The organism is Streptomyces sp. NPDC047853, assembly GCF_043204535.1.
In the GTDB taxonomy this organism is placed as follows: Bacteria; Actinomycetota; Actinomycetes; order Streptomycetales; family Streptomycetaceae; genus Streptomyces.
On record NZ_JBIDCI010000005.1, the window covers coordinates 329808 to 351195 of the forward strand.

General features: G+C 73.0%; 14 protein-coding genes. 1 reads left to right on the top strand and 13 read right to left on the bottom strand.

Annotation, left to right across the window (positions count from 1 at the left end):
* Window positions 1–51: 51 nt before the first annotated feature.
* From hemW to lepA, 4 genes are all read right to left on the bottom strand, one after another.
* Complete coding sequence (gene hemW, locus ACGF5T_RS12940) at window positions 52–1284, bottom strand: radical SAM family heme chaperone HemW (RefSeq protein ID WP_356603297.1); 1233 nt, start codon at window positions 1282–1284, stop codon at window positions 52–54.
* Between the two features lie 40 nt (window positions 1285–1324).
* Window positions 1325–3799 (bottom strand): SpoIIE family protein phosphatase, encoded by a 2475-nt coding sequence (locus ACGF5T_RS12945; RefSeq protein ID WP_366767780.1) that lies wholly within the window; start codon window positions 3797–3799, stop codon window positions 1325–1327.
* Between the two features lie 284 nt (window positions 3800–4083).
* The gene (locus tag ACGF5T_RS12950) at window positions 4084–5961 is read right to left on the bottom strand and encodes an AMP-dependent synthetase/ligase (RefSeq protein WP_356603301.1); all 1878 of its coding nucleotides are present in this window, start codon (window positions 5959–5961) and stop codon (window positions 4084–4086) included.
* Window positions 5962–6258: 297 nt separating this feature from the next.
* Window positions 6259–8127 (bottom strand): translation elongation factor 4, encoded by a 1869-nt coding sequence (lepA, locus tag ACGF5T_RS12955; protein WP_356603303.1) that lies wholly within the window; start codon window positions 8125–8127, stop codon window positions 6259–6261.
* A 320-nt stretch (window positions 8128–8447) separates the two neighbouring features.
* Here lepA and rpsT point away from each other — a divergent pair, with 320 nt between their 5' ends.
* Window positions 8448–8714: a 30S ribosomal protein S20 gene (rpsT, locus tag ACGF5T_RS12960; RefSeq protein WP_356603304.1), complete on the top strand. Its 267-nt coding sequence runs from the start codon at window positions 8448–8450 to the stop codon at window positions 8712–8714.
* Window positions 8715–9049: 335 nt separating this feature from the next.
* Here rpsT and holA read toward each other — a convergent pair whose 3' ends face one another.
* The 9 genes from holA to leuS all read right to left on the bottom strand — a co-directional run bounded on the left by holA (window position 9050) and on the right by leuS (window position 21172).
* Window positions 9050–10039, bottom strand: a complete 990-nt coding sequence (gene holA, locus ACGF5T_RS12965) for a DNA polymerase III subunit delta (RefSeq protein WP_356603306.1) — start codon at window positions 10037–10039, stop codon at window positions 9050–9052.
* 87 nt (window positions 10040–10126) lie between these two features.
* On the bottom strand, window positions 10127–10372 hold the full coding sequence (locus ACGF5T_RS12970; protein WP_356603308.1) for a hypothetical protein: 246 nt from the start codon (window positions 10370–10372) through the stop codon (window positions 10127–10129).
* 42 nt (window positions 10373–10414) lie between these two features.
* Complete coding sequence (locus ACGF5T_RS12975) at window positions 10415–11296, bottom strand: YceI family protein (RefSeq protein WP_356603310.1); 882 nt, start codon at window positions 11294–11296, stop codon at window positions 10415–10417.
* A gap of 249 nt (window positions 11297–11545) precedes the next feature.
* Complete coding sequence (locus ACGF5T_RS12980) at window positions 11546–12373, bottom strand: arylamine N-acetyltransferase (protein WP_366767781.1); 828 nt, start codon at window positions 12371–12373, stop codon at window positions 11546–11548.
* Window positions 12374–12377: 4 nt separating this feature from the next.
* Window positions 12378–15083 (bottom strand): ComEC/Rec2 family competence protein, encoded by a 2706-nt coding sequence (locus ACGF5T_RS12985; protein WP_366767782.1) that lies wholly within the window; start codon window positions 15081–15083, stop codon window positions 12378–12380.
* On the bottom strand, window positions 15080–16258 hold the full coding sequence (locus ACGF5T_RS12990) for a ComEA family DNA-binding protein (protein WP_366767783.1): 1179 nt from the start codon (window positions 16256–16258) through the stop codon (window positions 15080–15082). Before ACGF5T_RS12990 ends, ACGF5T_RS12985 begins: the two co-directional genes overlap by 4 nt.
* Window positions 16259–16369: 111 nt before the next feature.
* Window positions 16370–17215, bottom strand: a complete 846-nt coding sequence (locus ACGF5T_RS12995; RefSeq protein ID WP_356603318.1) for a DegV family protein — start codon at window positions 17213–17215, stop codon at window positions 16370–16372.
* Window positions 17216–17287: 72 nt separating this feature from the next.
* The gene (locus tag ACGF5T_RS13000; RefSeq protein ID WP_356603320.1) at window positions 17288–18019 is read right to left on the bottom strand and encodes a hypothetical protein; all 732 of its coding nucleotides are present in this window, start codon (window positions 18017–18019) and stop codon (window positions 17288–17290) included.
* Window positions 18020–18271: 252 nt separating this feature from the next.
* Window positions 18272–21172, bottom strand: a complete 2901-nt coding sequence (gene leuS / locus ACGF5T_RS13005; RefSeq protein WP_356603322.1) for a leucine--tRNA ligase — start codon at window positions 21170–21172, stop codon at window positions 18272–18274.
* Window positions 21173–21388 lie beyond the last annotated feature (216 nt).

The window sequence follows — 21388 nt, forward strand, 5'->3', positions numbered from 1 at the left end:
CGCCCAGCCGGCGGACTCGGCACTCCCGCGGCGGGGGCGAGGAGAGCCCCGTCAGTCCACCAGGTCCCGCACCACCGCGTCCGCCAGCAGCCGGCCCCGCAGCGTGAGCACCGCGCTCCCCGCTTCGTACGGCGCCGCCTGGAGCAGTCCGTCGGACAGTGCCCGCCGCGACGCCGCGAGCCCCGCCTCGCGCAGCAGCGACAGCGGGACGCCTTCCCGCAGCCGCAGCTCCAGCAGGATGCGCTCGACGCGCCGGTCCTCGTCCGTGAGGATCTCCCGTCCGGCTCCCGGCGACCGCCCCTCCGCCAGCGCGGCCGCGTACGCCCCCGGGTGCTTCACGTTCCACCAGCGCACGCCGCCCACGTGCGAGTGCGCGCCCGGGCCGGCGCCCCACCAGTCGGCGCCCCGCCAGTACAGCTCGTTGTGGAGGCAGCGCCCCGCGTCCGAGGCGGCCCAGTTCGACACCTCGTACCAGTCGAAGCCCGCCGCCGACAGCCGCTCCTCCGCGATCAGGTACCGGTCGGCGTGCACGTCGTCGTCGGTCATCGGGACCTCGCCGCGCCGGATGCGGCGGGCCAGCTGGGTGCCCTCCTCGACGATCAGGGCGTACGCGGAGACGTGGTCGGGTCCGGCGCCGAGCGCGGCGTCGAGGGTCGCGCGCCAGTCGTCGTCGGACTCGCCGGGCGTGCCGTAGATCAGGTCCAGGTTGACGTGGTCGAAGCCGGCCGCGCGGGCCTCGGCGACGCACGCCTCCGGGCGGCCCGGGGTGTGGGTGCGGTCCAGCACCTTCAGGACGTGCTGCCGGGCGCTCTGCATGCCGAAGGAGACCCGGTTGAAGCCGCCCTCCCGCAGGGTGGTGAGGTAGGCCGGGTCGACCGACTCGGGGTTGGCCTCCGTCGTCACCTCCGCGTCCGCGGCGAGACCGAACTCGTCGCGGATCGCCCCCAGCATCCGGACCAGGTCGTCGGCGGCCAGCAGGGTGGGCGTACCGCCGCCGACGAAGACCGTGCGGACCTCGCGGGGGTCGTCGCCGAGCACCTTGCGGGCGAGGCGGACCTCGTCGACGAGTGTCTCGGCGTAGTTGTCCCGGGAGGCGAGGACGCCGCCGGTGCCGCGCAGCTCGGTGGCGGTGTAGGTGTTGAAGTCGCAGTATCCGCAGCGGGTCGCGCAGTACGGGACGTGCAGGTAGAAACCGAGGGGGCGGTCGGCGGCGGCGGCGAGCGCGGACGCCGGGAGGGCGCCGTCGGAGGGGACGGGTTCGCCGTCGGGCAGTGCGGAGGGCATGCGTTCCATTGTCCCGCACCCCGCCTCGTGCCCCGGGCCGTCACTCCGCCTGGAGCACCAGCAGCGCCAGATCGTCCTCCGGGGGCCGGGCCCCGAACTCGTGCACCAGCCGCCTGATGCGCTCCGCGACCAGGCCCGCGTCGAGCCCCGCGCACCCGGCGAGCGCCGCCGCAAGACCGTCCCCGTCGTCGAACTGGCGGGAGCCGCTGCGCCGCTCGGTGACCCCGTCCGTGACGCACAGCAGGGTGTCCCCGGAGCCCAGGTCGAAGGTCTCGCTGGTGTACGTCGCGTCCTCGACGACCCCGAGCAGCGTCTGCGGCTGTGCCACCGCGCGGACGGTGCCGTCGGGCCCGAGGAGCAGGGGCAGCGGGTGCCCGGCGGAGGCCAGGGTGCAGCGCACGCCGCCCTCGAACGGAACCAGCTCGCCGTAGAGGAGGGACAGGAAGCGGGTCTGCGGTCCGTCGCCCGGGGCAACCGGACGGCCGCCGACGGCGACCAGGGCGCGCGCGGCGGCTTCGGCGGCCTCGGTGGCGTCGTCGAGGAGCAGCTGGTTGAGGCGGTCGAGGACGTCGGGGACGCCGTACCCCTCGCGGGCCAGCAGCCGTAGCCAGGGCCGGGCGAGCCCGATGACGACGGCGGCCTCGGGGCCCTTGCCCTGGACGTCGCCTACGGCGAAGCACCAGCGGCCGTCGCCCGCCGGGAAGAGGTCGTAGAAGTCGCCGCTGGGGCCGCCCTTGTCGCACGGTTCGTAGACCAGGGCGCTGCGCACGCCGGGGATCTCGGCGACGGCACCGGGCAGCAGGCCGCGCTGCAGGACGGCGCTGATGGTGGCCTGCCGGGCGTACTGGCGGGCGGCGCCGATGGCGAGCGCCACGCGGCGGCTGAGATCCTCGACGAGGCCGCTGATCTCGTCGGGGAAGCGGGAGGTGCCGGACCGCCCGATGACGAGGGTGCCCAGCGGCCGGCCGCCCGCGACCAGCCGGTAGGCGAGCGCGGCGCCCTGCGTGCCGTCCGGGCCGAGCCCCTCCGCGGGCCAGGGGTGGTCGACGGGTCCGGAGCGCCAGGGGTCGCGCGGGCGGGGCGGGTCCTTCTCCAGGACCCGGCGCAGCTCCTCGATGTGGCTCTCGCTGCCGTGCCAGACGCGGGCCAGCCGCGCTCCGACGGCCGAGCCGGGGTCGTCGCTCCACGCTCCCCGGCCCAGGGACTCGTCCTCCAGCCACACGGCGCACCAGTCGGCGAGCCGCGGCACGATCAGCTGGCCGGTGAGGGAGGCGACGAGGTCCTCGTCGAGCTGACCGGCCAGGAGGTCGGAGGCCTCGGCGAGGAAGGACAGGGCGCCGTGTCCCAGCCACTCCCGGTCGCGCAGGCCACGCGGTCCGGTGGCCGCCTCCACGTCCCACCAGAACGGCCACTGCGGGGCCTCCGCCCGGTCGGCGTCCTCCTCGCGTCCCGGGTGCTCCGGTCCTTCCTCCGGTGCCGTCGGAGCCGGGCCGGGCAGGACGTCCTTCGGGTCGGGCGCGGCACCTTCTGTGCCGGACGGACCGATCCGGATCGGCTCACCCGGTGAGGATCGCGGACGGGACGGGCCCGACCCCGGATCCGGCGGGAGATCACCCGGGCATTCCGGATCGTCCGGGGTCCCAGGACCGGCCGGACCGCCGGAACCGCCCGGGCCGCCCGGACCGCCCGGGCCGCTCGGGACGTTCGGACCGGGCGGGACGTTCGGACCGGGCGGGACGACCGGACCGCTCGCGACGCCCGGACCGCTCGCGACGACCGAGAGGTCCCAGCCGTCCGCACCGCCGGAGCCGTTCCCGTTGTGCGGGGGGTACGGGGCGTGTGTGCCGTGCGGAGAGAGCGTGCCGTCGGCTCCGTCCCCGGTCGCTGCGCCTTCCGGGGCCGTCCCGCCCTCCGCGCCCCCGGGCCTCTCCCCCGCCGCTTCCGCGACCGGCGACCCGCCGCGCCGCCACCGCCGGCCCCCGGCGTACGCCTCGGTCTGCTCGGTGACGTCGGTGCCGGCCGCCGGCAGCCGTGCCCACACCGTCTTGGTCCCCGGCCGGTACGTGATGCCCCAGGCCTCGGAGAGCGCGGCGACGAGCCGCAGGCCGCGCCCGTACTCCGCGATCTCCTGCGGTGTCTCGTGGTTGCCGCCCCTGGGCGCGCGGGAGGGGTGGTGGTCCGTGGCCTCGACGACGAGGGTGCCCGTCTCCTCCAGCCGGCAGACCACCTCGACGTCGGTGCCGGCGTGGACGACGGCGTTGGTGACCAGCTCGCTGACCGCCACCAGGGCGTCGGCGACGAGGTGCTCCGTCAGCCGGCCCGTCCCGGGCAGGCCGAGCGCGGACCAGTCGGCCAGCGCGTCCCGCACCATCGCGCGGGCCGCGCCCGGCGCCAGGGAGCTTCCGAGCAGGGTCACGTGCGCCAGCGCGCACCCCCGGTCCGATGCCTCGGCGGTGTGCGCCGGCACCCCGCCGGCGTGGGAGACGGTCTCCCGTTGCGTCGGAATGGCCCCCATGGACGGCTCCCCGGGCAGTTCGTGCGAGTACTTCGCAGTCGATGCCGACAGAGTGACAGACCGGACCCGTCCATAAGCGCCGAGTTACCGAAGTGGGCCGCCGCGAGTGAGAACCGTGCTAGGCGAACGCCCGAAAATGGCCCGAAGACGACCAGAAGACGACCAGAAGACGGCCCGGGGGCGGCCCGGGGGCGGCCCGGGGGCGGCCCGAAGACGGAGAGGTGCGGGCAGCGGCCGGGCGGATCTCGGCGACCGCCCCCCGCTGCGCCCTCGCCACGCCCCCGCTACGCCTCCCGGGAGCCCTCGTACATCTCCTCGATCAGGTGCTTGTACTCCCGCTCCACGACCGGCCGCTTCAGCTTCAGGCTGGGGGTGATCTCCCCGTGCTCGACGTCGAGGTCGCGGGGCAGCAGACGGAACTTCTTGACGGTCTGCCAGCGCTGCAGGCCCTCGTTGAGCTGCTTGACGTACCCGTCGACCATCTCCACGGTCACGGGCGCGGCGACGATCTCGGCGTAGGCCTTGCCCTCCAGGCCGTTCTCCTTGGCCCACTGCGTGATCGCGATCTCGTCGAGGGCGATGAGCGCGGTGCAGAAGTTCCGGTCGGCGCCGTGGACCAGGATGTTGGAGACGTAGGGGCAGACCGCCTTGAACTGGCCCTCGACCTCGGCCGGCGCGATGTACTTGCCGCCGGAGGTCTTGATCAGGTCCTTCTTGCGGTCGGTGATGCGCAGGTAGCCGTCGGGCGAGAGTTCGCCGATGTCCCCGGTGTGGAACCAGCCGTCGCTCTCCAGCACCTCGGCGGTCTTCTCGGGCAGCTGGTGGTAGCCCTCCATGATGCCGGGGCCGCGCAGCAGGATCTCGCCGTCGTCCGCGATGCGCACCTCGGTGCCGGGCAGCGGCTTGCCGACCGTGCCGGTGCGGTAGGCCTCACCGGGGTTGACGAAGGACGCGGCGGAGGACTCGGTGAGGCCGTACCCCTCCAGGATGTGGATGCCGGCGCCGGCGAAGAAGAAGCCGATCTCCGGGGCGAGGGCGGCCGAGCCGGAGACGCAGGCGCGCAGGCGGCCGCCGAAGGCCTCGCGGATCTTGGCGTAGACGAGCTTGTCGGCGACGGCGTGCTTGGCACGCAGCCCGGCCGGAGCGCTCGCGGTGCCGGTGCGCTTGAAGTTGTCCTGCGTGACCTTCGCGTACTCGCGGGCGACCCCGGCGGCCCACTGGAAGATCTTGTACTTGGCTCCGCCGCCGGCCCGGGCCTTGGCGGCCACGCCGTTGTAGACCTTCTCGAAGATGCGCGGGACGGCCGCCATGTAGGTCGGCTGCACGACCGGCAGATTCTCGATGATCTTGTCGACGCGGCCGTCGACGGCCGTGACGTGACCGGCCTCGATCTGGCCGGAGGTGAGCACCTTGCCGAAGACGTGCGCGAGCGGCAGCCACAGGTACTGCACGTCGTCCGGGCTGACCAGGCCGGTCGCGGCGATCGCCTTCGCCATGTACGACCAGTTGTCGTGCGGGAGGCGCACTCCCTTGGGCCGGCCGGTCGTGCCGGAGGTGTAGATGAGGGTGGCGAGCTGGTCCTTGGTGAGCGCGCCCACCCGCTTCTTGACCAGCTCCGGGTCCGCCTCCAGGCGGGCGGCGCCCCGGCGCTCCAGGTCGTCGAGGGTCAGCACCCAGTCCTCGGCGGTGTCGGCGCCGGTCGCGTCGACCACCACGACGTGGGTCAGCTCGGGCAGCTCGCCGCGCTTGTCCCTCGCCTTGGCGAGCTGGGAGGCGTCCTCCGCGATCAGGACCCGGCTCTCGGAGTCGGAGAGGATGTACGCCGACTCCTCGGCGTTGGTCTGCGGATAGACGGTGGTCGTCGCGGCGCCCGCGCACATGATGCCGAGGTCGGCGAGGATCCACTCCAGCCGGGTGGAGGAGGCGAGGGCCACGCGCTGCTCGGGCTGCACACCGAGTTCGATCAGTCCGGCCGCGATCGCATAGACCCGCTCGGCGGCCTCGCCCCAGGTCAGCGACTTCCAGTCGTCCGGCCCCTCACCCGAGGACGACGGCACCGGATAGCGGTACGCCTCGGCGTCCGGCGTGGCCGCCACCCGCTCCAGGAAGAGTCCCGCCACGGAGGGCGGACGGTTCTCGATCAGTGTCTGTGTGTCGCTCACGACATCCTCCGTGGGCCCGCGTCGGTGCGGCTTGCTCAGGTGCGGCTGGATTTTCACTCTCGGGCGGTGCTGGGCAGCGGCTCGGGCAGGTGCCCGATCACTTGTTTAACTCACGAGTAACTAAGGGGCAGGCATCACATTAAGGGGCGACCGGCCCCGGCGTAAGACTCCGCACCCTGTCACTTCCTACAGATGCCCGCCCGTGACATGCGAAGGGACCCGCCGCACTTTCGCACGACGGGCCCCTCCACGGCCGTTTTGCCCGGACTCGGCGTACGGCGCCGCGGTATGGCGCGGTTACTTCTTGCCCTTGCCCGATCCCGCGCTGTCATCACTGGACAGGACCGCGATGAAGGCCTCCTGCGGAACCTCCACGGAACCCACCATCTTCATCCGCTTCTTGCCTTCCTTCTGCTTCTCCAGCAGCTTCCGCTTACGCGAGATGTCACCGCCGTAGCACTTGGCGAGGACGTCCTTGCGGATGGCGCGGATGGTCTCGCGGGCGATCACGCGGGAGCCGATGGCGGCCTGGATGGGCACCTCGAAGGCCTGCCGCGGGATCAGCTCGCGCAGCTTGGCCACGAGCCGCACCCCGTACGCGTACGCGGCGTCCTTGTGGGTGATCGCCGAGAAGGCGTCCACCTTGTCGCCGTGCAGCAGGATGTCGACCTTGACCAGGCTGGAGGTCTGCTCGCCGGTGGGCTCGTAGTCCAGCGAGGCGTAGCCCCGCGTCTTCGACTTGAGCTGGTCGAAGAAGTCGAAGACGATCTCGGCGAGGGGCAGGGTGTAGCGGATCTCCACCCGGTCCTCGGAGAGATAGTCCATGCCGAGCAGGGTGCCGCGCCGGGTCTGGCACAGCTCCATGATCGAGCCGATGAACTCGGTCGGCGCCAGGATCGTGGCGCGCACGACCGGCTCGTACACCTCGTTGATCTTGCCTTCGGGGAACTCGCTCGGGTTGGTGACGGTGTGCTCGGTGCCGTCCTCCATGATCACGCGGTAGACCACGTTGGGCGCGGTGGCGATCAGGTCGAGCCCGAACTCGCGCTCCAGCCGCTCGCGGATCACGTCGAGGTGCAGCAGGCCGAGGAAGCCGACGCGGAAACCGAAGCCGAGGGCCGCGGAGGTCTCGGGCTCGTAGACCAGGGCCGCGTCGTTGAGCTGGAGCTTGTCCAGCGCCTCGCGCAGCTCGGGGTAGTCCGAGCCGTCCAGCGGATACAGGCCGGAGAAGACCATCGGCCGCGGGTCCTTGTAGCCGCCGAGTGCCTGCTCGGCACCCTTGTGCTGGCTGGTGACGGTGTCACCGACCTTGGACTGGCGGACGTCCTTCACGCCGGTGATCAGGTAGCCCACCTCGCCGACGCCGAGACCGTCGGCGGCGAGCATCTCCGGCGAGTTCGTGCCGATCTCCAGCAGCTCGTGCGTGGCGCCGGTGGACATCATCCGGATCCGCTCGCGCTTGTTGAGCTGGCCGTCGATGACACGGACGTACGTCACGACACCGCGGTACGAGTCGTAGACGGAGTCGAAGATCATCGCGCGGGCCGGGGCGTCCTTGACGCCGACCGGGGCCGGGACCTCGGCGACGACCTTGTCCAGCAGCACGTCGACGCCGAGCCCGGTCTTCGCGGAGACCTTGAGCACGTCGGCGGGGTCGCAGCCGACCAGGTTGGCGAGTTCCTCGGCGAACTTCTCGGGCTGCGCGGCCGGCAGGTCGATCTTGTTCAGCACGGGGATGATCGTGAGGTCGTTCTCCATCGCCAGGTAGAGGTTGGCGAGGGTCTGGGCCTCGATGCCCTGGGCGGCGTCGACGAGGAGGATGGTGCCCTCGCACGCGGCCAGCGACCGCGAGACCTCGTAGGTGAAGTCGACGTGCCCCGGGGTGTCGATCATGTTGAGGATGTGCGTGTCGGTCTTGTCGTGGGTGGGAGCCCACGGCAGACGCACCGCCTGGGACTTGATCGTGATGCCGCGCTCGCGCTCGATGTCCATGCGGTCGAGGTACTGGGCGCGCATCTGCCGCTGCTCGACGACACCGGTCAGCTGGAGCATCCGGTCGGCGAGCGTGGACTTGCCGTGGTCGATGTGCGCGATGATGCAGAAGTTGCGGATCAGCGACGGGTCGGTACGGCTCGGCTCGGGCACATGGCTAGGGATCGCGGGCACGCAGGGTCCTGATTCTTGAGGCGTCCGCAGTGTCTGCGGTCTCGGGTCGGATCTATACGTAGCCTCCATCGTCCCACGGGTGGGGAGCCGGGGTGGGTCTGGGAGCGGGTCCGGCGGCGGTGGGGACGGTGGCGGGAGACGGCCGCGGCCCGGTCCGGGGGCGGGCGGCGGGCGGGCGGCGGGCGGGTTTGGGTCGGCCTGCCGGCCGCTGGTAGTGTGAGGGGCTGTGTCTCTTGCCCTCTCAGCACGAGGCACTCCTTCAAGAAATCACCGGTACGGGCCCTTCGCGGCCTCGTGCCTGAACCTGCAAAGGCTCATTCGTGGCGAACATCAAGTCCCAGATCAAGCGGAACAAGACCAACGAGAAGGCCCGGCTGCGCAACAAGGCCGTCAAGTCCTCTCTGAAGACCGCGGTCCGCAAGGCCCGTGAGGCCGCTGCCGCGGGTGACGTCGAGAAGGCCACCGAGTACCAGCGCGTCGCTGCGCGCCAGCTCGACAAGGCCGTCTCCAAGGGCGTCATCCACAAGAACCAGGCCGCCAACAAGAAGTCGGCGCTGGCGCAGAAGGTCGGCGCCCTCAAGGGCTGAACCCCTTATCTGGTCTGATCGCCGGAAGGACCCAGAGCGGGCCCTCTCTCATCCGCTCCCGTCCGGCACCCAGGGTCCATGCGCGGCCTGCGTTCGCCACGCGGGCATGGACCCCCGAGCTTGATCCCGAGGCCCCGGTGGCCGTCCTTCCCCAGGACGGAGACCGGGGCCTTCGGTCTGCTCCGGCTCGGGGGGGGACAGCCCCGGGGCACGGACGGCAGAGACCCGGGGTCACCGACGGGACAGACCCGGGGGGGTCACCGACCACAGAAACCCGCGGTCACCGACGGGACAGACCCAGGAACAGACCCGGGGTACGGACCTGGGACCGCGCTCTACGACCGTCCCCGGGAACGCGCTGCCCGGGCGATGATCACCACGCACTTCTCCAGGGCGTACTCGGGGTCGTCCCCGCTGCCCTTGACTCCCGCGTCCGCCTCGGCCACCGCGCGCAGGGCCACGGAGACACCGTCCGGTGTCCAGCCGCGCATCTGCTGCCGGACCCGGTCGATCTTCCACGGCGGCATCCCCAGCTCGCGGGCGAGGTCGGCGGGGCGTCCGCCGCGGGCGGAGGACAGCTTGCCGATCGCCCGCACTCCCTGGGCCAGCGCGCTGGTGATCAACACCGGCGCCACCCCGGTCGCGAGCGACCAGCGCAGCGCCTCCAGGGCCTCCGCCGCCCGTCCCTCGACCGCCCGGTCGGCGACCGTGAAGCTGGAGGCCTCGGCCCGCCCGGTGTAGTACCGCCCGACGACCGCCTCGTCGATCGTCCCCTCCATGTCGGCGGTCAGCTGGGAGACCGCCGAGGCCAGTTCCCGCAGGTCGCTGCCGATCGCGTCGACCAGCGCCTGGCACGCCTCGGGGGTGGCCGACCGCCCGGCGGTGCGGAACTCCGCCCGCACGAAGGCCAGCCGGTCCGCCGGCTTCGTCATCTTGGCGCACGCCACCTCACGCGCGCCCGCCTTGCGTGCGGCGTCCAGCAGGCCCTTGCCCTTGGCTCCGCCCGCGTGCAACAGGACGAGGGTGATCTCCTCGGCCGGTGCGCCGAGGTAGGCCTTGACGTCCTTGACCGTGTCGGCGGACAGGTCCTGCGCGTTGCGTACGGCCACGACCTTGCGCTCGGCGAAGAGCGAGGGGCTGGTCAGCTCGGCGAGAGTGCCGGGCTGCAGCTGGTCGGGCGTCAGGTCGCGTACGTCCGTGTCTGCGTCGGCGGCCTTCGCGGCGGCCACCACCTCCTGCAGGGCACGGTCGAGCAGGAGGTCCTCCTGGCCCACGGCAAGGGTCACCGGGGCGAGAGGGTCGTCGTTCGCAGTCTTCCTGGCCATCGCGACAAGCATCGCACGCACCACTGACAACGGTCCCCGGGCGGCGCCCCTCCCGGGTCCGGGTCCGGGTCCGGGGTCAGGGCCGGGTCAGGGCTCCTCGCGCCAGCCCTCCCACTCCCCCGCGAACTCGTCGAGCACCGCGGGGTCCAGCCGCTCCCTCTCGTCGCGCAGGACCACGAGCCACTGGGCGTCCTCGGCGTCGTCCTCGCCGGCCAGGGCGTCCCGGACCAGCTGGGGTTCCTCGTCGAGCCCGAAACGCTCCCCCAGCGCCTGGGCCGCCTCCTCCGCGGCGTCGCGGTCCGGCAGCACCAGCACATGTCTCACATCGCTCACGGGAGCCATTGTCCGGCACCCCGCTCCACGCCGACCGCCCGGTCAGCCCTTGGGCACGATCTGCACGTCGAGGTCGATCCGGATGCTGGGCCCGACCACGGCGATGCCGCGCGCCAGCATCGTCTGCCAGCTCACCGTGAAGTCGTCGCGGTGCAGCTCGGTCGTGGCACGGCAGGCCGCCCGCACCTCGCCCTCCATCCCGTGGCCGAGACCCAGGTACTCCGAGTCCAGCGTGACCGTGCGCGTCACGCCGTGCAGCGACAGCGCCCCCGTAACGGCCCACCGGTTGCCGCCCCGGTGCGTGAAGCGGTCGCCGTAGAACTCCAGGGTCGGGAAGCGCTGCACATCCAGGAAGTCCGCCGACCTCAGATGGTCGTCGCGCATCTTCACGTTGGTGTCGATGGACGCCGCGTCGATCACCACGTGCATCGCCGACTGCGCCATGTCGTCCGCGATCCGCACCGCGCCCGCGAAGGAGTTGAACCGGCCGTGGATCCGGGCCAGCCCGATGTGCCGGGCCGTGAAGGCTATCGAGGAGTGCGCCGGCTCGATCTCCCAGTCGCCCGGCGCGGGCAGCTCCGGCGGCTGGGCCACCTGCAGGGTCACGTCGCCGATGGTGGCCAGCGTGTCCTCGGTGACCGTCGCGGACGCCCGGTACGGCGTGTAGCCCTCGGCGGACACCGCGAGCCGGTACTCCCCCGCCGGCACCGTCGCCACGAACGACCCGAAGGGGTCCGTGCCGCCACCGACCACCTTGCGCCCCATGGTGTCGCTCACCGTGAACTCCGCGTGCGGCACCGGTTCGTCGACGGGGTCGAGCACCCGGCAGCTCAGCACTCCCGCGCTCGGCGGGATCCGCACCGCCGCCAGAGGACCCGTCCGTTCCATCCGCCTCGTTCGGCTCTCCAGCCAGCGGCCGATCATCTGCGACACCCTCTGCGCGACGTGCGAAAATTCGTTGACGAAGCAACATTCGATCACTGATGGGGCTTTCGAGGCAACACGGACCCACATCACGGGAAACCGGCGTATGTGCAGGCAGTAGGCACGAGTACGCCTGACTACGCCCGAGTGGACCCTGTGTGGCCCGTGTGTACGCCGTGGGTCGAATGGGGCGGTTGGAGCGGTTCGAACGGTCGGACGCGGTTCCGTGGAGGACGTGATGACCGCTGCTCACGGTCGGCGCGCGGTGGGCACCCGGTCCAGTTCGATGCCGAACCGGTCCCGGTACGCGGCGAGCACCTCCTCGTCCGTCGTCAGCCCGGTCTCCTCCCGGCGCCCGTCGACGGTCGTCGACACGAACCTGCGGCCACTGATCGTGATCCTCCCTCCGTCCTCCGTGAGCATCGAGCAGACCGGCGCCTGGAGGAAGTGCGACTGCGGCGAAGTGCTGTGCCACCACGCACCGGACACGAAGTCGCCGAGCACCCGAGGGCGCAGCTCCAGGCGGTACACGGGCTTCCCGTCCTGCGACACGTCCAGGTCGGCCGCCCGGGCCGAGTCGTGGTCGCCGCGCACCCCCGCGGCGTCCGGCCCCGCCTCGGCCACCCGGAACGTGCCGCCGGGGTCCTCCTGCTCGCCCCGCTCCGCGAAGGCCAGCGGGCCGTGGCTGTGCGCCCCGAACCCGACGTCGGCCAGCCAGTCGCCGGCGTCCACCGACCGCACCAGCAGCGCCAGATGGTCGTAGGGGACGCCGAGCCGGCCGCCGTCCCCGTACACCCTCGCCGCGAGCAGGGTGACCTCGTACCCGAGCGCCGTCAGCAGCGCGCCGAAGAGGCCGTTGAGTTCGTAGCAGAACCCGCCCCGGCGCGCGCCCACCACCTTGTCCAGGAGCCGCTCCTCCTCCAGCACGATCTCCTCACCGAGGTGGACGGAGAGGTTCTCGAAGGGCACCGTCCGCAGATGGCGCGCCTGCAGCTCACGCAGGGCGTCGGCGGTGGGCCACGCCGGGTACGCGACTCCGAGTCGGCGGAGGTAGGCATCGACCTGTGCTGAATCCATGCCCTCAGTCTCCCGCCACCCGCAGGGCGTCACCTGTGCCGGTGACCGCCAGCGCCCCGTCCCGGTCCGTGCGCAGCACCATCGTGCCCCGGGCGTGCAGCGCCGCGACGGTGGCGGGGGCCGGGTGCCCGTAGGTGTTGTCCGCGCCGCAGCTGATGAGCGCCAGCCGTGGGGCGACCCTTCTCATGAGGCCGGGATCCTGGTGGGCCGAGCCGTGGTGCGCCACCTTGAGCACGTCGACGCCTGCCAGCGCCGCTGCCACCGGTGAGTTCGCCAGCTCCTGCTGGGCCGGCGGCTCCAGGTCGCCGAGCAGCAGCAGACGCAGCCCCGCCGTCCGCACCAGGAGGGTGACACTGGCGTCGTTGGGCTCCACCGCGCTCGTCGCGGCACCCGGCCCGGCGCTCGGCGAGGGGGGCGGTGGCGGCCACACCACCTGCCAGGACAACGGGCCCGCCCTTCGCTGCTGCCCGGCGGCGGCGTGCCGCATCGGGATCCGTCGTGCCGCCGCCTGTCTGCGGACGGACTCGGCCTGCTCCGCGGGCTCCTCGAGCGCGGTGGTCTCGATGGCGCCCACGGCACGCCCCCGCAACACCCCGGCCAGTCCCGCGACGTGGTCGGCGTGGAAGTGGGTCAGCACCACGAGCGGGACGCGGGTGATGCCGAGCGAGCGCAGGCAGTGGTCGACCAGCGCCGGGTCCGGTCCGGCGTCCACGACCACGCCCGTGCCCTCGCCCGCCGCGAGCACCATGGCGTCGCCCTGCCCCACGTCGCACATCACCATCCGCCAGTCCGGCGGAGGCCACCCCGTGATCACCCGGGCCAGCGGGGGCGGCCTGACCACCACCAGCATCAGGAGCACCGCGCAGACGCCGCACCACCAGGGGTGCCTGAGCAGTCGCCGGCCGACCAGGAGCACGCCCACCGTGGCGAGGGCGAGCAGCGCCGCCCCGGTCCAACTACCCGGCCAGTCGACTCCCGCGCCGGGCAGCGCGGCCCCCGTACGGGCGATCCCCGCGATCCACTCGGCGGGCCAGCTCCCGCACCAGGCCAGACCGCGGGCCACCGGCATCGCCACCGGGGCCGTCGCCAGCGCCGCGAAACCCAGCACCGTGGCCGGCGCGACCGCGAACTCCACGAGCAGGTTGCAGGGGACCGCCACCAGACTCACCCGCGCCGACAGCACGGCGACGACCGGCGCGCACAGGGCCTGTGCCGCACCCGCGGCGGCCAGCGCCTCGGCGAGCCGAGGGGGGACCCGGCGCCGGCGCAGCGCCGCGCTCCACCGGGGGGCGAGCGTGAGCAGCGCCCCGGTGGCCAGCACGGAGAGCAGGAATCCGTAGCTGCGGGCGAGCCACGGGTCGTACAACACGAGCAGCAGCACGGCCGTCGCCAGCGCGGGGAGCAGCGACCTGCGGCGCCCGGTGGCCAGCGCGAGCAGGGCGACGGCCCCGCAGGCCGCGGCCCGCAGCACGCTCGGGTCGGGCCGGCAGACGACGACGAAGCCGAGTGCGAGGGCCCCGCCGAGCAGCGCGGTGGTTCGCAGGGAGATCCCGAGCCGGGGCGCCAGGCCTCGGCGCTCGCTGCGCTGGGCCAGTCCGGGCGGGCCGAGCAGCAGGGCGAGCACGATCGTGAAGTTGGCCCCCGACACCGCCAGCGTGTGCGCGAGGTCGGTCTCCTTGAACGCCTCCTCCAGCTCCGGCGTGATACGCGAGGTGTCCCCGACGACCAGGCCGGGCAGCAGGGCCCGGGCGTCCTCCGGCAGGCCGTCGGTGGCCTCCCGCAGTCCCGCCCGCAGCCGTCCGGCCAGCCGCTGCGCTCCCGACGGCTCGGCCACGACCTCCGGGGCCTCCCGCCCGCCCCGTACCCGCAGCACGGCGGCGATGCGGTCGCCGGCCGCCCTCGGGGGTGCCGCCCGGGCGGTGACGCGGAGCCGCGTGGTGGGCAGCAGCCCCAGCCAGTGTGCGGCGCCGGGCCCGGCACGGGAGGCAGGCGAGTCGTCCGGGACGCCCGGGAGGGGGCGGCTCGAAGTCCCTCCGGGTGTCTCCGGCTCTCCGGACGCCACCGGTGCTCCGGGTGCGTCCGGCCTACCGGACACCGCAGGTGCTCCAGGTGCACCCGCTGCCTCCCCCACGTCGACGAGCACCAGAACCGGTGTCCGGGTCACGACCTCCGCTCCGCCCGCCTGCGTCAGCCGGCGTACCTCGCCCTCGATCAGCACGGTGGGCGGCACGGCCCGGTTTCCCCGGACGCGGGGCCGGGTGAGGCGGGGATCCGCGGTGACCTCCACCTCGGCGGTGACGGTGGCGTACTGCCGTGCCAGCGCCGGTACCGGCCCCCGGCGCAGATCCGCGCCGTGCAGTGCGGCCGAGGCGGCGGCAGCGGTGACGCACAGGAGCAGGGCGGCGAGCGACGCGTACGGCCGTCCGCGCGCCGGGCGGTGCCTGCGCGACCTCAGCAGCAGTACCCCGGCCAGGAGAAGCGCACCGGTCACGACCGCGACGGCCCACCCGGGCGGTGCGTCGAGCATCACCGCCGCCGTCGCCCAGGCCCCCAGCGCGGGCGGCACCAGCCGCAGGTCCGTGGGCCCTTCCTGGCGGGGGTGGGCGGCACCGAGCCGATGCCCGGAAGCGGCGTGCACGGCCGCGCGCGGCGGTGCCGTCCGTTCGCCGGGCACCTCGGCGCTGCCAGGGGTCGTCGCCTCCGTCCTCATGGCCGCACGAGGTTTCGCAGGTCGGCGAAGCGACGCTCACCGATGCCGTTGACCTCGCGCAGTTCGTCCACCGAGCGGAAACCGCCGTGCCGGGTGCGGTAGTCGATGATGTGTTGGGCCAGCACGGGGCCGACACCGGGCAGGGTGTCGAGCTGGTCGGCGGTCGCCATGTTGAGGGAGATCGGTGCGACGGGGCCCGCTCCCGCGAGCCCGCCCGCCGCGGCCGACCCGCCCGCCCCGCCTGATCCACCCGGGACCGTCCCGGTCGCGGGAGCGCCGACGACCACCTGCTCGCCGTCCACGAGGAAGCGGGCCCGGTTCAGCCCGTCGGTCCCGGCGCCGGGCCGGACCCCTCCGGCGGCACGGAGGGCGTCCGCCACCCGTGAGCCGGCCGGCAGGCGGTGGACCCCGGGCTTGCGGACCTTCCCCCCGACGTCCACCACGATCTCGGCGCCGACGGTGGCCCCGGCCACGGCGGAGCCCCGGTGCGTACCGGCCGTGGAGCCGTCCCCGCCCGCCTCGCCCTCGGCCGTCCCGCTCCCCGCCACCCCGCCCCCCGCCGAAGCGCCGTACACCGCGGCCTCGCGCACGGTCTCGGGCGCCGGGACCGGCTGGGTGCGGCCCGTCCAGAAGTGCTGCACGGCGAAGACCGACGCGATGACGAGCAGCACCGTGAGCGCGGCCACGCTGCGCCGCTCCAGCGCGCACCGGGTCTGCAACCACACCGGCATGCGCTCCCGCAGTGCCTGCCCCGCCCGGTCCCGCCAGGTCACCGCAGGGGTGTCGGCGGCGCGATGTGCCGCCTCCTCCTCGCTCCCGGCGGCTTCCCTCCGCGGCCCTTCACTGTCTGCGTCCACCCGCGGGTGTCCGAGATCACGGCCCCGGGACGAGGGCGGCCCCTTCCCCGACTCGCCCCGCCGCACGGGGCGTTCGGCGAAGAGTGCCTCGGCGCGCAGGCGCACCTCCTCCGCCTGCGCGTGCCGGCGCATCTGTCCTCCCCGGCCGCCGGAGAGGGACCCGGATTCGGAACGGGTGTGGACGTCGGAGCCGGACGGACGGCGGTCGCGCAGGCGGCCGGAGGAGCGGCGGTCGCGCTGCCGGCCGTCGGATGCGGGGCCACGGCCCGGGCCACTGGCCGCGGTCGCCGTGCGTGAGCGTGATGATCGGAGAGCCATGCGACGAGGATCGGGCACCCCGGCACCACCGCGTTGATCTTGGTCAATTCCCGGGGACGACCACCGCGTTGTGGACAACTCCGCCACCCGTACGGGTGACGCGGCGCCCGTTCAGCGCGACGAGACCACGACCCCCAGCAGCCCGGGGCCCGTGTGCGCCCCGATCACCGCCCCGACCTCGCTCACATGCAGGTCGGCCAGCCCCGGCACCCGCTTGCGCAGGCGGTCCGCCAGGGCCGAGGCCCGGTCGGGGGCGGCGAGATGGTGGACGGCGATGTCGACGGGCGCGGTACCCGCCCGGTCGGCGACGATCTCCTCCAGCCGGGCGATGGCCCTGGACGCCGTCCGTACCTTCTCCAGAGGTTCGATGCGGCCCTCGGCCAGCTGCAACAGCGGTTTCACCGCGAGCGCGGAGCCGAACAGGGCCTGGGCCGCACCGATCCGGCCGCCGCGGCGCAGGTAGTCGAGGGTGTCGACGTAGAAGTAGGCGGAGGTCGCCGCGGCCCGCTTCTCCGCGGCCGTGACCGCCTCGTCCACCGTGCCGCCCGCCTCCGCGGCCTCGGCCGCGGCCAGCGCGCAGAATCCGAGGGCCATCGCGATCATCCCGGTGTCCACGACCCGCACCGGTACCGCCGCCTCGCGCGCGGCGACGACGGCCGCGTCGTGCGTACCGGAGAGTTCGGCGGAGAGATGGAGGGAGACGATGCCGTCGACGCCGGACTCGGCGATCCGTCGGTAGGTCTCGGCGAAGAGTTCGGGGCTGGGGCGGGAGGTGGTGACCGGGCGCCGCTTCTGCAGGGCCTGGGCCAGCGAGCGGGTCGAGATCTCGGTGCCCTCTTCCAGCGCCCGGTCGCCCAGGACGACGGTCAGGGGTACCGCGGTGATGCCGTGCCGCTCCATCGTCCGGGCCGGGAGGTAGGCCGTTGAATCCGTGACGATCGCGACATGGCGGGACATGAGCTGGAGGTTACCTGGCGTAGCGCCCGTACGGCAGCCCGGCCCGTCGGCCGGGCATCCACACGGCTGTGATCAGGTCGTGTTCTCCGGACGGGCCTTCTTCTGCCAGGGGTACACGGCGCTCGGGCCGGGCGGGTCGATGGCGGGCCGCGCGGGTTCCTCCGCCGGCTCCGGCTGCGGGGTCCGCGGCCAACTCTGCCGGGCGCCGGGGGCGTCGGCGGCCGGGGCCTCGGGCCAGGGCGGCGCGGCGGCGGGCTCCGTCTCCGTCCAGTGCCGCAGGGCTCCGGCCTCGACGTCGATCTGCGCGCTCAGTGAGTCCAGGTCGTCGTCCGCGAAACGGCGGGCCCGGTCACGGGCCGCCCAGCGCAGGGACTCCGCCGAGCGCGCGATGCGCTCGGTGCGCTCGCGCAGCGAGGGAAGGCGCTCGGCGAGCGTGGCCCGGTCCGGATCGGACTCCAGCCGCCTGAGCTCGCCGTCCAGTTCGAACCCGTGCGCGCTGAGCCGGTCGAAGAGGGCGAGGGACTCCTTGAGGGACTCGTCCTCGGCCACGCCCGCGTGCAGCGCGTCCTGGGTGGCCCGCATCGAGGTGCGCAGTGTCAGCCGCAGCTGCGCCAGCTCGCCCGCCGGGCCCGTCTGGACGAGGGACTTGGCCCGCAGCGTGTGGTCCTCGACCGTGCGCCGGGCCTGGGTGATGCCCCGGTCCACGCTGCGCTTGGCCGCGCCGACGGCCTTCACCGTGGCGTAGGCGCCCAGCACGAGGGCGAGCACGAAAAGCAGGGCGAATACCGTGATCACTGCTTCCACGAAGCTCCTCCTCCGAGCGTCCGACCCGCGCACCGGCAGGCCGCGGCATTCTCCGCGCCGCTCTTCCACGGTAAACGCAGGGGGCAGGCCCAGGGTTCCGACGGAACCCCGAACCTGCCCGCACACGACCCTGAACCGGCCCGCACCGCCCCCTAGGGGACGCCCGTGCCCTCCCGGAGACAACCGCGTGCCCTGGAGGACGACCGTGCTCCGGGGGCCGTCCATCCCCCCCCGGACGCCCGTCCCTCCCACCTATGCAGGAACGATGTTCACCAACTTCGGCGCCCGCACGATCACCTTGCGGATCCCGGCCCCGCCCAGCGCGGCCACGACCTTGTCGTCGGCCAGCGCGGCCTTCTCCAGGTCCTCCTCGGAGATCGACGGAGCGACCTCCAGCCGCGCCTTGACCTTGCCCTTGATCTGCACGACGCAGGTCACGGTCTCGTCGACGACGTAGGCCGGGTCGGCGACCGGGAAGTCCTGGTGGACGACCGAGTCGGAGTGCCCCAGCCTGCGCCACAGCTCCTCGGCGACGTGCGGGGCCAGCGGCGCGACCAGCAGCACCAGGCGCTCGGCGACCGTGCGCGGGACCGGGCCGCCCACCTTCGTCAGGTGGTTGTTCAGCTCGGTGACCTTGGCGATGGCGGTGTTGAAGCGCATGCCCTCCAGGTCCTGCCGTACGCCGTCAACGGCCTTGTGCAGGGCGCGCAGGGTGTCCGTGTCGACGTCGGTCTCGGCGACGTCCGCGACCGTCACCTCGCCGGTGTTCTCGTCGACGACGTTGCGCCACAGCCGCTGCAGCAGCCGGAACTGGCCCACCACCGCGCGCGTGTCCCACGGACGGGAGACGTCCAGCGGGCCCATCGCCATCTCGTACAGGCGCAGGGTGTCGGCGCCGTACTCGGCGCAGATCTCGTCCGGGGTGACGGCGTTCTTCAGGGACTTGCCCATCTTGCCCAGCAGCCTGGAGACCTGCTCGCCCTGGTAGTAGTAGGCGCCGTCGCGCTCCTCCACCTCGGCGGCCGGCACCGCGATGCCGCGGCTGTCCCGGTACACGTAGGCCTGGATCATGCCCTGGTTGAACAGCTTGTGGAACGGCTCCGCCGAGGAGACGTGCCCCAGGTCGAACAGGACCTTGGACCAGAAGCGCGCGTACAGCAGGTGCAGCACGGCGTGTTCGGCACCGCCGACGTACAGGTCGACGCCGCCGTGCGGCAGACCCTCACGGGGGCCCATCCAGTACTTCTCGATCTCCGGGTCGACCAGCTTCTCGCTGTTGTGCGGGTCCAGGTACCGCATCTCGTACCAGCAGGAGCCGGCCCAGTTGGGCATGGTGTTGGTCTCGCGCCGGTACTTCCGCGGCCCGCGGCCGTCGCCCAGGTCCAGGGTGACGTGGACCCAGTCGTCGTTGCGCGACAGCGGCGTCTCGGGCCGGGTGTCGGCGTCGTCCGGGTCGAAGGTCCGCGGGGAGTAGTCCTCCACCTCGGGCAGCTCCAGCGGCAGCATCGACTCGGGCAGGGCGTGCGCGATGCCGTCCTCGTCGTAGACGATCGGGAAGGGCTCGCCCCAGTAGCGCTGGCGGCTGAACAGCCAGTCGCGCAGGCGGAAGTTGACGGTGCCCTCGCCGGCGCCGGACCGCTCCAGCCACTCGGTGACGCGCTCCTTGGCCTCGACGACGCCCAGGCCGTCCAGGGAGACGTCCGCACCGGAGGAGTTCACGATCTTCGCGTCGTAGGAGGCGAAGGCCTCGTCCCACGTCGCGGTGTCCGTACCGCGGCCGTCGGTCGGTTCGACGACGCAGCGGATGGGCAGCTCGAAGGCGCGCGCGAACTCGAAGTCGCGGGTGTCGTGCGCCGGGACGGCCATGATCGCGCCGGTTCCGTACCCCATCAGAACGTAGTCGGCGATGAAGACCGGCACCTGCTCGCCGTTGACCGGGTTCGTCGCGTACGCGCCGATGAAGACACCGGTCTTGTCCTTGGCCTCGGCCTGCCGCTCCACGTCGGACTTCGAGGCGGCCTGCGCGCGGTACGCCGCGACGGCCTCGGTCGGGGTCGCGTGACCGCCGGTCCACACGTCGTGCGTGCCCTCGGGCCAGGCGGCCGGGGTGAACTTCTCGACCAGCGGGTGCTCGGGCGCCAGCACCATGTAGGTGGCGCCGAACAGGGTGTCCGGGCGCGTGGTGAAGACGGTGATGCGCTCCCCGTCGACGGGGAAGTCGACGCGGGCGCCCTCGGAGCGGCCGATCCAGTTGCGCTGCTGCAGCTTGATGGCCTCGGGCCAGTCCAGCTCGTCCAGGTCGTCCAGCAGCCGGTCGGCGTAGGCGGTGATGCGCATGTTCCACTGGCGCAGCTTGGACTTGAAGACGGGGAAGTTGCCGCGCTCGGAGCGACCGTCGGCGGTGACCTCCTCGTTGGCCAGCACGGTGCCCAGGCCCGGGCACCAGTTGACCGGCGCGTCGGAGGCGTAGGCCAGGCGGAACCCGCCCAGCACGTCGGCGCGCTCGGCCTCGGTCAGCTCGCTCCACGCCCGGCCGGAGTGGCCCGGGACCGCGCGCTCACCGGACTCGAACAGGGCGACCAGCTCGGCGATCGGCCGGGCCCTGCGCGCCTCCTCGTCGTACCAGGAGTTGAAGATCTGCAGGAAGATCCACTGGGTCCACTTGTAGTACTCCGGGTCGATCGTGGCGAACGACCGGCGCTTGTCGTGGCCCAGACCCAGCCGGCGCAGCTGGCTCTGCATGTTCTTCATGTTGGCCTCGGTCGACACGCGCGGGTGCGTGCCGGTCTGCACGGCGTACTGCTCGGCGGGCAGTCCGAAGGCGTCGAAGCCCAGGGTGTGCAGGACGTTGTGGCCGGTCATCCGCTGGAAGCGGGCGAAGACGTCGGTGGCGATGTAGCCCAGGGGGTGGCCGACGTGCAGGCCCGCGCCGGAGGGGTACGGGAACATGTCCATGATGAACTTCTTGGGCTTGGCGACCAGCTCCGGGTCGCCCGCCAGATCGCCCTCGGGGTTCGGTGCGGCGTACGTCCCCTCGGCGTCCCAGAAGTCCTGCCAGCGTGCCTCGATGTCGGCGGCCATGGCGGCCGTGTAGCGGTGCGGCGCGGCGTCCGCCGACACGGGGGCGGTCGCCGCGGGGTTCGTCTCGCTCATGATCCTCAAAGCTCCATCGATCGTCTCTGCCAGCGGCTGCGACCTTCATGACCTACGGCGGCGAAGGCCGGGAAATGAAAAATCCCCTCGCACAGGAGGGGACGCCGCGCCGATTCCGGCCGCCGGACTGTGGCCGGGGTCGGGACTGATCAGCGCGGCTCGCTAAGCAGAAGGCGTACGGCACGCATGGCGTCAGGGTACCGCAGTCGCCGCACG

What these genes read in the sequence shown, in the direction of transcription:
- ACGF5T_RS12990 (WP_366767783.1), bottom strand. Translation starts at nt 16,258, where the DNA reads ATGGCTCTCCGATCATCACGCTCACGCACGGCGACCGCGGCCAGTGGC.
- ACGF5T_RS12985 (WP_366767782.1), bottom strand. Translation starts at nt 15,083, where the DNA reads ATGAGGACGGAGGCGACGACCCCTGGCAGCGCCGAGGTGCCCGGCGAA.
- ACGF5T_RS12975 (WP_356603310.1), bottom strand. Translation starts at nt 11,296, where the DNA reads ATGATCGGCCGCTGGCTGGAGAGCCGAACGAGGCGGATGGAACGGACG.
- hemW (WP_356603297.1), bottom strand. Translation starts at nt 1,284, where the DNA reads ATGCCCTCCGCACTGCCCGACGGCGAACCCGTCCCCTCCGACGGCGCC.
- ACGF5T_RS12980 (WP_366767781.1), bottom strand. Translation starts at nt 12,373, where the DNA reads ATGGATTCAGCACAGGTCGATGCCTACCTCCGCCGACTCGGAGTCGCG.
- ACGF5T_RS12995 (WP_356603318.1), bottom strand. Translation starts at nt 17,215, where the DNA reads ATGTCCCGCCATGTCGCGATCGTCACGGATTCAACGGCCTACCTCCCG.
- ACGF5T_RS12945 (WP_366767780.1), bottom strand. Translation starts at nt 3,799, where the DNA reads ATGGGGGCCATTCCGACGCAACGGGAGACCGTCTCCCACGCCGGCGGG.
- holA (WP_356603306.1), bottom strand. Translation starts at nt 10,039, where the DNA reads ATGGCCAGGAAGACTGCGAACGACGACCCTCTCGCCCCGGTGACCCTT.
- leuS (WP_356603322.1), bottom strand. Translation starts at nt 21,172, where the DNA reads ATGAGCGAGACGAACCCCGCGGCGACCGCCCCCGTGTCGGCGGACGCC.